The 11,565-nt window shown below is 68.9% G+C and carries 7 protein-coding genes; 4 read left to right on the plus strand and 3 right to left on the minus strand.

The window, feature by feature from the left end; genetic code table 11:
• Positions 1 to 15: 15 nt before the first annotated feature.
• The gene (locus tag F8M74_RS19050; RefSeq protein ID WP_141256817.1) at positions 16 to 6,045 is read right to left on the minus strand and encodes an alpha-2-macroglobulin; all 6,030 of its coding nucleotides are present in this window, start codon (positions 6,043 to 6,045) and stop codon (positions 16 to 18) included.
• Positions 6,046 to 6,093: 48 nt separating this feature from the next.
• Complete coding sequence (locus F8M74_RS19055) at positions 6,094 to 6,735, minus strand: RlmE family RNA methyltransferase (RefSeq protein ID WP_141256816.1); 642 nt, start codon at positions 6,733 to 6,735, stop codon at positions 6,094 to 6,096.
• 75 nt (positions 6,736 to 6,810) lie between these two features.
• On the opposite strand from F8M74_RS19055, the gene F8M74_RS19060 reads away from it, so the two are divergent.
• From F8M74_RS19060 to dctA, 3 genes are all read left to right on the plus strand, one after another.
• The gene (locus F8M74_RS19060; RefSeq protein WP_141256815.1) at positions 6,811 to 7,233 is read left to right on the plus strand and encodes a hypothetical protein; all 423 of its coding nucleotides are present in this window, start codon (positions 6,811 to 6,813) and stop codon (positions 7,231 to 7,233) included.
• Between the two features lie 60 nt (positions 7,234 to 7,293).
• Positions 7,294 to 7,581 carry a hypothetical protein gene (locus F8M74_RS19065; RefSeq protein ID WP_140790617.1) on the plus strand — a complete coding sequence of 96 codons (288 nt, stop codon included), beginning with the start codon at positions 7,294 to 7,296 and terminating at the stop codon, positions 7,579 to 7,581.
• A 103-nt stretch (positions 7,582 to 7,684) separates the two neighbouring features.
• On the plus strand, positions 7,685 to 8,974 hold the full coding sequence (gene dctA / locus F8M74_RS19070; RefSeq protein WP_171410418.1) for a C4-dicarboxylate transporter DctA: 1,290 nt from the start codon (positions 7,685 to 7,687) through the stop codon (positions 8,972 to 8,974).
• 10 nt (positions 8,975 to 8,984) lie between these two features.
• Here the strand turns inward: dctA and F8M74_RS19075 are convergent, their stop codons facing one another.
• The gene (locus F8M74_RS19075; RefSeq protein ID WP_141256813.1) at positions 8,985 to 10,124 is read right to left on the minus strand and encodes an acyl-CoA dehydrogenase family protein; all 1,140 of its coding nucleotides are present in this window, start codon (positions 10,122 to 10,124) and stop codon (positions 8,985 to 8,987) included.
• Positions 10,125 to 10,470: 346 nt separating this feature from the next.
• Between F8M74_RS19075 and F8M74_RS19080 the strand changes: the two genes are divergently transcribed.
• Positions 10,471 to 11,538 carry an efflux RND transporter periplasmic adaptor subunit gene (locus F8M74_RS19080; protein ID WP_171410420.1) on the plus strand — a complete coding sequence of 356 codons (1,068 nt, stop codon included), beginning with the start codon at positions 10,471 to 10,473 and terminating at the stop codon, positions 11,536 to 11,538.
• Positions 11,539 to 11,565: the final 27 nt, after the last annotated feature.

Consider the following 11,565-nt stretch of genomic DNA (forward strand, 5'->3'; position numbering starts at 1 on the left):
CCGTGGTGGACCGCGCTACTTCGCCGCGCCCACCGTGAGCACCGCCCCGGCCGAGTACGCGGTGAACTCCGGCGCGTACATGGACTGCACCGTGGCGGGGCCCACCTTGAACTGGCCGGCCATGTTGGCGCGCAGCCGGTACTTGAAGGTGTACTCACCCGCGGGCAACTGCTCGAAGAAGAAGTTGGTGCCGGAGTCCCGCGTCTCCTCGTACCAGACGATGCCCAGGTCCCAGCGGTGGCGGGACTGCACGTTCTCCGGCTCCAGGCCCGCGGCGCGCGGATCTCTCAGGTGCACGTACTCCGCCGCGTGCTTCGCGCGCAGGGAGAGCTGCACCTCCACTTCGTCTCCGGGGAGCACCACGGCGCCCTCGGCCAGCGGCACGAGCCTGGCGTCCTTCCCCTGCCGCTCACGCAGGAAGTAGCGCCGCGACACCTGGAAGAAGTCCCCTCGGTCGCTGTCCGGCAGCTTCTCCGTGGAGAAGTGCCACGTCGCGGATGCGAAGGCGAAGCCCGGCGTCGTCTTCTCCACCACCACCGAGCTCATCGTCGCCGGATTCAACTCCGGCCCGGGCACGACGACCTGGTTCTTCTTGCCCGTGTACTCGTCCGGGGCGAAGGACATGCGCACCACGCGCGGGCCCACCGTCACCTGGGCGTCCTCGCGCACGCCCAGCGCGCCTTCCGCCTGAAGGTACTTCACCAGCGCGTACACCGACTCCGCCGTGGCGCGAGTGGACTTCCAGTGGTTGAGCTTCTTGTTCAGCAGCAGCCACTGGACCAGGCCCTCGCGGCGCGCGTCCTTCGGATTGAGCTCCGTCAGCGTGCGCAGCGCGAAGGCGTGCGTCTCCGTGGTGTCGTTGTACCAGAGCCAACTGCGGTCCTCCTGCGCCCAGTAGGTGCCCAGCTCGGGACTCGTCTTCGCCGAGTCCATGACACTCTCCCAGACGCGGTTGGCATCCGCGCCGCGCCCCGCGCGCTTCAGTGTCAGCGCCAGGTAGCCCTTGAGGTAGGGCGAGTGCTTCTTCCAGTGCTTGTAGCTGAACGCGAGCATCCGCGTCCGCTCCGCCTCGGTGAGGGCATCACCGGTGTAGCTCGCGTTCGGATACGCGGAGGCCGTGTAGTTGAGGAACGTGAGGAACTCCCAGCCGCGCTCCTCCTTCATCAGCTTCGTCGCGTACTCCTCGCGGAAGTGCCGCGCCAGGTAGCCCCAGGCGCCCCGGGTGATTTCCGGCGGGACTTCCACGCCGAACTCCATCGCGCGGGAGAGGCCATGCACGATGTAGAGCGTCATGTACGGCGACGGCGGACCACCCGGCCACCAGGGGAAGCCGCCGCTGGACGTCTGCGCCTTGCGGAGCTTCGCCAGCGCGGACGTGCGCTCGGCGGCGGCGACCTTCGGGTCCAACACCTTCACCAGACCGGCCTCCGGCCCGGCGCCGCCCTTCGCCATCTCCAGCCAGGGCGTCTCCTCCAGCGCCATCTTCCGGTTGGGGTCCACCGCGTCCCACGTCTCCAACTGGGTGGGGCGCTCGCTCAGCTGTTTGGCCATCCGCGCCACCGACGGGTACTGCCCGTACAGGCTGGACAGGATGCCCGTCGACACGAAGCGGTTGAGCGTCTGCTCCGTGCACTCGTAGGGGTAGTCCACCAGGTACGGCAGCGCCTGGAGCGCCGAATAGAACAGTTGCGTGTCCACCGTGACGACCAGCTGCTCGTTCACCCGCGTCGGGTCGCCGCCCGCGCGCAGGTCCTCGAACTGCATCGTCTTGGAGTCCTTGCCCTTCAGCGTCACGAAGCGCGACTGCGCTAGGTGCATCCGGCCCGGCAACACCGGCAGCGGGCGCAGCTCACCATCACTGTGATTCTCCGAGCGCGCCACCACCCGGAAGGCAACGGGCCCCACCCGCGTGGGCGTGGTGAGCGGGAAGCGCAGGCGCGTCCCCTTCCCCGCCTCCACGCGGAAGGACTGCGACGCCTTCTGGACGCCGAAGTCCGACAGCACGCTCTTCTGCAGCTCCAGGTCCTGGATGTCCAACGTGAGCGTGCCCTGCATCGGGCGCGACGCCGCGTTGTTCACCATCACCTCCAACACCGCGCGGTCGCCCTCGCGCAGGAAGCGCGGCACATAGGGGCGCACCATCAGCTCCTTCACGCTCCGGGAGGTGCGCTGCAGTGAGCCGCCCTTCAAGTCACGCGTGACGGCGTGCACCCAGACGCTCCACGCCGTCACCGAGTCCGGCACGGTGAACTCCAGCGTCGCCGAGCCATCCGCCCCGGTGAGCACCTGGGGCGCCCAGAACGCGGTCTCCGCGAAATTGGAGCGCAGCGGCTGTGGCGCGTCCGGGGTCGCTCCCCCGCTGCCAAAGCGCTCTTCCTTGTCCGCCTGCATCTTCGCCTCGGCCCGGGCAGGCGCCTCGGCGGGCGGCGGGGGCGGCGCGCCCGGAGCCGGTGCCATGGACATGGTGGCCCTTGGCGCGGCGCCCTCCCGCATGCCGCCCATCTCACCACGAACCATCTGCCGCATCCGCCGCCGGCCTGGGCCTCCCACCCCAAAGCCATCCCCGAAGAGCAAGGCGTCAGGCTCAGGCGGTGACCAGCTCGGCACCTCGCCATATCGCGCGTTCACCACCCACCGGGTGTCACCCATGCTCGCCGACGACTGCATGTCCACGGAGGCGTGCCACTGGGGATACAGCGACGCCACGCTGGGCGGCGTCTGCTTCGCGAACAGGTCCAGTGACTGGTCATACATGTACGCGAGCAGTTCGGCAGTGCCCGCCTCCACCTTCGCGCCCTTCGGCCCCTTCACCGTCACGCGCCAGGTCTCCTTCGCGCCCGGGCGCAGCGTGTCGCGGAAGGTGGCGAACTCCAGCTGCAGCTCCTTGTCGTCCCAGGGCACGAAGATGGACTTCGAGAAGAGCAGGAACTGGTAGTCACGCACCGTGGACAGCGCCACGGTGAAGCCGCCGCGCAGCTCCGCCGTCACCGGCACCTCCACCACGCCGGAAGACTGGCCCGCGGTGAGCTTGCGCCGGGAGATGCGCCGCTCTCCCTGGTAGATGTCGAGCAGCAGCGGCTGTCCCTTGAACCCCGAGACGGCCATCAACCGCACCACCTCCCCCACCCGCGCCGTCTCCCGCTCGGCCACCAGCATCGCGGGCACCGCGAGGGGCGTCGTCTTCCCGGCCACCACCAGCTCGCGCCCCACGGTGTACGTCTGACCGAAGGCGTCCGTCGTCTCGTAGTGGAGCCGGTACGCGCCCGCCTTGAGCGACGGCAGCTTGAGCACGGCCAGGCCCTCGGTGTCGTGCTGCACCGAGCCGGTCGCCTGCTCGGCCCCATCCGTCCAGCCGCGAATGGTGGACTCCGGCGAATACGCCCCGAACCACCGAGGACGCAGATTGTCTCCCGGCGTGGGCGTGAACACCGCCTCGGGGTCCTTGTACTCCGGCAGGCCGTAGGGCTCGTCCGCGGGCAGCAGGGGCTGCGCGGGCTGCTTCAGCGCCACCAGCCGCCATTTGCCCGTCCCCGGCTGCGGCGCGCCATCCAGCGTGGAGCGCGTCAGCCGAACCTCGGCCGCGGCGCCCTCGCGGAGGAACCCCGTGTCCAGGTCCACACGCGCCTCCACGGCGACGAAGCCCAGCCGGAAGGCCCGGCTGGCCGAGCGCGTCTCACCGCCTTCGTCCGTCGCGTCCGCCTCGATGCGGTAGTTCCACGTCAGCCCCGGGGTGGCCGCGGACCGCTCATCCGCCTCTGGCGTGAAGCCGATGGTGAAGCCTCCGTCCGCGCCCAGCGGCGACGTGCCCGTCGCCACCACCTGCCGCTGCGAGGCCCCGGACGGCGAGCCCCACCACCACCAGGGCAGCACCGGCTCGCGGTACGCACGCCACCGCACGGAGCCGGACGTCACCGGCATGCCGAAGTAGTAGCGAGCCTCGCCCTGGAACGTCGCGGGCTGGTTGAGGCGCAGCTGCGCCTTCGCGTCCTTCAGCGTCACCTCGAAGGTGGGCCGCTTGTACTCCTCCACGCGAATCGCCGCGCGGCCCCCCGCGCTCACAATCACGGACCACGCCCCCAGCATCCGGCCGGTGGGAATCGTGAACTCGCCCGCGGCGGAGCCGAAGTCGTTGGTGCGGACCTCCCGGGACTCCACCACCTGGTGGTTCGGGTCGAACAGCGTCACCTGGAGCGGGCGGTCCGCCAGCGTCTGGTAGCGCGCCTGCTCGCCCCGGCCGCTGAAGGCCACCGCCTTCCACAGCACCTTCTGCTGGGGCCGGTACACCGCGCGATCGGTGAAGACGAGCGCCGATTGGACGTCCCCGGGCTGATGGCGCTTGTAGAACGGTACCTGGCCCGGGTGCAGCAGCGCGTTCCGTCCGACGCCAGCCACCAGGACGTAGCTGCGGTAGCCATCGCCCGGGACCGAGTCGAAGGTGGCCGCGCCGTCCGCGTCCGAGAGGATGCGCGCCGCCTCCTTGAAGCCCTGTCTGTAGTCGACGCGGATGAGGCGCAGGGGAACCTTCGGCACAGGCTCGCCGGTGTCACCGTCCACCAGCCGCACCTCCAGCAGGTCCCCGTTCGAGGGCCGCGTGACGATGACCCAAGGCGTCACCGTCAGGTACACCGCGACGATGCGGTTGTTCGTCGCGCGGAAGTCCTCGTGGGCGGAGGCCATGATGACGTACGTCCCCCGGGCCGTGAGCGGCGGCGTGACGAAGGTTCGGTGCTCCCGGAAGTCCTCCGTCTTCGGCAGCGGCACGCTCCAGGTGGCCACCGGGCGCTGGCCCTTCACCAGGGCCTTCAACGGCGCACTGTCCGGCATGAGGTTGTAGTCATCCACCTGGGCCAGCCGCTTCTCCAGGTCCACGGAGTACGCACGGAAGTGCAGCATGGACACGTTGCGGTGGGTGACCTCGACGGAGCGGCGGCCCGGCCCGTCCGACGCCAGCGAGCCCATGCTGAACTCGGGCGCCTCGATGGCGGCCATGAGCACGCGACAGCGCTGCGCTCCCGTGGACTGGGGGTAGGTGGCCGCGCACGCCTTCGCCAGCGAGTGGGCACGCACGGCGTGGTCCGCCGCTCGCTCCATCTCCACGAGCTGGGCCTGCCCCATGGTCGACCACGGCACGTCGCGGAACGCGGGCAGCAAGGCGGCCAGGTGTTGCCGGATGCGGGTCCGGTCGGCCGTGTCCGTGAAGTGCTGGTGCAGCACCGTGTAGCGCTGCAGCCGGGCCTCCAGCGCCGACTCGCGCCGTCCCGCGGACTGGTGCCACGCCTCCAGGTCCCCGAGCACCGCCGCCACCTTCACCAGCGGATGGACGCCGGGGTCCGTCAGCGCCACCTTGGGCGTCCCCTCCAGGAGCGCGCCCAGGTCCAGCCGGTACGCCTCATTGGCCTGCTCGGGCCGCCAGTGCGAGCTGTCCGCCAGCAGCGACACGCGCAGGTACGACACGGCATCCCGCAGCGTGGAGCGCAGCCCCACCGGGTAGGTGTTGGGCTTCACGTACTCGGACAGCGCCTTCAGGGGCTCACCGCCCAGTTGCTGCCGCTGCTTCCACACCTCCTCGTAGGCCCGCTGGGCCTCGCTCAGAATCTCCTCGTAGGTCCACGCCTTGAGGTCCACCGGCCCGGAGGACGCCACGGACTCGCGCTGGCGCACCTCCCAGCCGTAGGCTTGCGCATAGGTGACGAGCGCGGTCGCGTAGTAGAGGTTCAGCGTCGCGCGAGGCAACGTGCCCTTGGGCCAGGGCTGCTCGCGCAGGAAGCGCACCGCCGTCTCGTAGCCATGCAATTCGGTGCGCAGTTGCACCGTGCGCACCAGCGCGCGCGTCCACTCGGCCTCGTCGCCCTTGGACTTCGCCTGCGCCAGACGGGCCTCGGCGCCCTGGGCGGCGGCCTCCAGCTTCTGCGCTTCGACCATCCCCTCGATGGCCTTCCACGAAGGCGGCGCCTTGCCCTGCCCCAGCACGGGCGAGGTCAGCAGCAATAGGGCGAACAGCCAGAAGCGAACAAAGGGTGCGCGGGTCCAGGGGGTCCGATACATGTCGGCACTCTAGACACAGCTGAGCACCCAAACGTTCCACAATGAACGTCAGTTCGCCTCCGGGGTCTCTGGCGCACGGCGACGAAGACCCACCAGGTAGACCTCCATGCTGGCGCCGCGGGTGGCTTCCGGCCGGACCACCTTCACCTCTTCGAAGAGGGCGCGGATCTGGTTGCGGAAGTCCTCGAAGTCCCGGCCCATGAAGACCTTGGCCACGAAGGACGAGCCGGGCCGACCCCGCGCCGCGGCCAACTCCAGCGCCTTGCCCGCCAGCCGCAGGCTGCGCGCCTCGTCGGTGGCCTTGATGCCGCTCGTCTTGGGGGCCATGTCGGAGATGACGGCGTCGAACGGGCCGTCATGGAGCTCGGTCAGCTTCGCGTCGAAGTCGTCCGCGAGCACGTCCAGCACCGCCGTCTGCACGAAGGGCTGGCTGAAGGGACGGATGGCGACGATGTCCACGCCGATGACGCGGCCCTTCGGCCCCACGGCGTCCGCCAATATCTGGAGGAAACCTCCGGGCGCCGCCCCCAGGTCAAGCACCACGTGCCCCTTCTTCACCATGGGGAAGCGCTTGATGAGTTCATCAACCTTGAAGGCCGAACGTGCCCGCAGGCCCTCTTGCTTGGCCTTCTGGAAATAGTGGTCTTTAGGACGGTAGGGCTTGCCCATGTCAGGGGGGCTCCCTAGCATCCGCTACTGTCTTCGGGAAGCCGGAGCAGTCGCGGGTGTCACTCCCCGTGCAACGGCCAGTCCGGAGGACGTAGGATGGGCACGACCCGGAGCGTGATGACGGCGCTGTGCATCTCCCTGTTGTCGGCTGGGGGCGCCGCCTACTGCTACACCCGCGCGGACGCCCTCCAGGTGCAGGGCCAGTGGCTGATGGAGCGCGGCACCGCCCAGGCGGAGGACTACGCGGCCCGGTTCGACGGCGCCGCAGCGGACGCCCAGCTGAAGACGTTCGCGGAGCGCCGGGCCATCCTGGAGAAGGCACACGTATGGCAGCGCGGGATGCTGCTGGGCGTGCTGCTCGCTGCGCTGGCCACCCTCTCCGCGTACCTCCTGTTCCTCCTCAAGCGGCTGAACGACCAACTGCTCGATGCGACGGGCGGCGGGGCATACGAAGGCACCGCCCGGGAGTCCGCCTCCCCGGAGCCCGTCCAGGCGTTGATGCCCAGTCCGCAGCGTTGAGCGCTCGCCGCCGGGCGCGGCCCGCTGGCACAATGGCGTCCCCGATTCTTGGAGGAGGCCATGCCCGGCTGCGCGCACTGTGGACACCGGTTGGACATCATCGCGAATCAGGTGGGCCGGCGTGACGATTGCCCCCACTGCGGCGAGGACATCCGTTCGTGCCGCAACTGCCGTCACTTCGACCTGGGCGTGGCGAAGGAGTGCAAGGAGCCCTTCGCCGAGGTGCCCAAGGACAAGGACGGCGCCAACTTCTGTGAGCTGTTCCAGATTGGCGAAGGCGGCATCCATGAGAAGGAGAGCCGGGACGCCCTGCTGAACGCCGCGGAGGCGCTGTTCCGCAAGAAGTGACGCAGCCCGCCACCCGAAGCCCCCGCTGTCCCCCGGCGCCTGGCGCCAACGAAGCGCCGAACCGGGGCGCTATAGTCCGCGGACTCCCGAGAGAGGGGTGCGGATGCGGTGGTTGAAGAATCTGTACGTCCAGGTGCTGCTGGCCATCGCGGTGGGCGTCATCCTCGGCTGGCTGCGGCCGGACCTGGGCGAGTCCATGAAGCCCCTGGGCGACGGCTTCATCAAACTGGTGAAGATGATCATCGCACCGGTCATCTTCCTCACCATCGTCGCGGGCATCGCGAAGATGGGCGACCTCAAGCACGTGGGCCGCATCGGCCTCAAAGCGCTCATCTACTTCGAAGTCCTGACGACGCTGGCGCTCGTCGTGGGCATGGTGGTGGTGAACACCCTGAAGCCCGGCGCGGGGATGAACATCGACCCGGCGCAGATCGACACCTCCGGCATCACCCAGTACCGCGCGTCCGCGTCGCAGCAGGGCACCATCCCCTTCCTCCTGGACATCATCCCGCATGACTTCCTGTCGGCCTTCACCGAGGGGAAGCTGCTCCAGGTGCTGCTCGTCGCCGTGCTGACGGGCGTGGCGCTCACCCGCCTGGGGCCCATGGGACAGCGCGTGCTCGACTTGTCGGATGACCTGGCGCAGGTCTTCTTCGGCATCGTCGGGATGATCATGAAGCTGGCGCCGCTGGGCGCCTTCGGCGCCATGGCCTTCACCGTGGGCAAGTTCGGTGTCGAATCGCTCAGCTCCCTGGGCCGGCTGCTCATCGCCGTCTACATCACCTGCGCCCTCTTCGTGTTCCTGGTGCTGGGGCTGGTGGCGCGGCTGTCCGGCTTCTCGCTGTGGAAGCTGCTGCGCTACATGCGCAGCGAGCTGTTGCTCGTGCTGGGGACGTCGTCATCGGAGTCCGCGCTGCCACGGCTGCTCAAGCGGCTGGAGACGCTGGGCTGCGACCGGGGCGCCGTGGGGCTGGTGCTGCCCACCGGGTACTCGTTCAACCTGGACGGGACGTGCATCTACCTGACGATGGCGGCCATCTTCATCGCCCAGGCGGTGAACGTGGACCTCACGCTGGGCGAGGAGCTCACCTTGCTGGGCGTGCTGCTGCTGACGTCGAAGGGCGCGGCGGGCGTGACGGGTTCGGGCTTCATCACGCTGATGGCCACGCTGGCGGCGCTCAACGGCAAGGTGCCCGTGGAAGGCGTGGCCCTGCTGCTGGGCGTGGACCGCTTCATGTCCGAGGCCCGGGCCATCACCAACGTCATCGGCAACACGGTGGCGACGCTGGTGGTGTCCAAGTGGGAGGGCGTGCGTGACGACACCGTCATGCACGCCGAGCTCGACAGCGGGCCCAAGCCCCTGGAAGGGATGAGCCTGGGCCACGGCACCTGAGTGCGCGGCGCTAGAAGCCGTAGAGCTTCGAGATGATCTCCTTCATCACCTCGGAGGTGCCGCCGCCGATGGTGATGAGGCGCACGTCGCGCCACATGCGGGCGATGGAGGTCTCCTCCACGTAGCCCATGCCGCCGTAGAACTGCTGGCAGTCGTAGGCCACGCGCTGGGCCAGGTCGCCCGCGAACAGCTTCGCCATGGAGACCTCCTTCACCGGGTTCTCCTTCCGGTCGAAGAGGTCCACCGCGTGGTACGTCAGGCGCTTGGCCGCTTCGATGGCCGTCAGGTGCTCCACGAACTTGTGGCGCCACACCTGGAACTTCATCAGCGGCCGGCCGAAGGCCTCGCGCTCGTTGCCGTAGCGGATGGAGTCCTCCACCATCCGCTCCATGGCCGCCACCGTGGTGATGGCGCCCACCAGGCGCTCACCCTGGAAGTTGGTCATGATGTGGTAGAAGCCTTCGTTCTCCTCGCCCAGCACGTAGCGGGCCGGAATCCGGCAGTCCTCGAAGTAGAGGACGGCGGTGTCCGAGGACAGGTTGCCCACCTTGTCCAGCTTCTTGGAGACGCCGAAGCCCTTCACGTCCGTGGGGAACGTCACCAGGGAGATGCCGCCGTAGCCGGCCTCGCCCGTGCGCACCGCCAGGGTGATGAAGTCCGCCCGCGTGCCGTTGGTGATCCACATCTTCGAGCCGTTGATGACGTAGTCATCCCCGTCCCGGCGCGCCATCGTCTTGATGCTGGCCACGTCCGAACCGCATCCCGGCTCGCTCACGCCCAGCGCGGCGATCTTCTCGCCCTTGAGCGCCGGCTCCAGGAACTCGCGCTTCTGCTCGTCCGTTCCAATCTCGTTGATGATGGGCGTGGCCATCTGGCTCTGCACCAGCAGCGCCATGTTCACACCCGCGTTGAGGCTGCGGCTCAGCTCCTCCGCGAACACCGTCACGTACCAGTAGTCCAGCCCGCTACCGCCGTACTTCGGGTCGTGGTTGATGCCCAGGAAGCCCAGGTCCCCCGCCTTGCGGAACAGCTCCTTGGGGAAGATGCCCGCCCGGTCCCACTCGAGGCCGTGCGGGGTCATCTCCTTCTCCACGAAGCTGCGCACCGTGTTGCGGAAGGCCTCGTGTTCCTCGGTGAATGGGTGGGGCATGGGGGTCCTCGGCACGAAAGGATTGATTCTTGAATCAATAACAGGGGCCTCTAGGTGCCACAAGCACCGCCGCCCAGGCACACAGTTCCCCTCCTTGAGGCCAGAGGACGGACGCACCGCGTCGTGTCATTTTCACCTGCCCGCTGAGCGGACGGCCGTTAGACGAGCCGGGGAAAGATAGTCCGCACTCCGGAGTATCCTCTTGACAGACAGTTCAGAGGCTGTAGTTTCCGGGCCGCAGACTTTCCATGTAGAAGCCGGCCCGGAAGTGTCTCCAGGGGACAAGCGCCCCGTGACCGGCAGGAGCAGGACGACCGTGATTCGACGCATGTGGATGGCCGCGGCAATGGCAGCGGTGGTGACGACGGGCTGTGGCAAGGCCAGCAACAAGCCGGCCCTCCCGGAGCAGACGGGTCCCGCGGCATTGGGCGTGCGCGCCATCACTCCGGCCACGGAGTTGAGCGCCGACGTCACCCGCGTGACGGGGCAGATCCGCTCGAAGAACGAGGCGGTCCTGGGGCCCCAGGCGACGGGCACCATCTCGAAGATGAACGTGCGGGTGGGCGACAAGGTGAAGAAGGGCCAGGTGCTGGCGGTGCTGGACGCCTCCAACGTCGCCATCAGCGTGGAGCAGGCGCGCGCCGTGAAGCAGGCGGCGGACGCGGCGCTGGAGCTGGCCACGTCCTCCCTGGAGCGTACCCGGAAGGTGGCGGAGTCCGGTGGCGTGGCCGCCGCGGGGCTGGATCAGGCCGTGATTGGCCAGAAGCAGGCCGCCGCCCAGGCCGCCCAGGCCGCCGCCGGGCTGCGGCTGGCGGAGGAGATGCTGCGCGACCACTCCATCATCGCCCCCTTCGACGGCGTCATCACGGCCCGCACGAAGAACATCGGTGACTCGGTGGCGATGACGCCCTCCACGCCCGTGTTCAGCATCGTCGACACGACGGGGCTGGAAGTGCGCGCGCAGGTCTCCGAGTCCGTGGTGGACAAGGTCCGCGTGGGCACCAAGACGCAGGGCACGCTGAGCCCCAGCGGCGCGCGCTTCGACGTGCAGGTGTCCGTCGTGGGCGCGGTGGTGGACGCCTCCAACCGCACGGTGGAGGTGCTGGCGGACGTGGTCGGTGAGCCGTCCACGGCGCTGCGTCCCGGCGCCCTGGTGGAGCTGGACTTCTCGACCGTGGGTCAGGCCGACGACGACAAGGGCCTCTTCCTCCCCACCCAGGCCGTCAGCGCCCGGGGCCAGGAGGGATTCGTGTGGGTGGTGCAGGACGGCACGGTGCGCAAGCGGGATGTGCGCGTCGAGCGAGTGCTGCCGGGTTACGTCCGCATCCTCCAGGGACTGGGCGCCGACGAGCGCGTGCTCGCCGACTCCTCCCTGGACGTGAAGGAGGGCACGGCCGTCCGCGTAGTGCAGTGACGCCTGCCCTCCCCTTTCAAGTTTGGA

The sequence above is a fragment of the Myxococcus sp. CA023 genome, assembly GCF_010998615.1.
Taxonomy (GTDB): domain Bacteria; phylum Myxococcota; class Myxococcia; order Myxococcales; family Myxococcaceae; genus Myxococcus.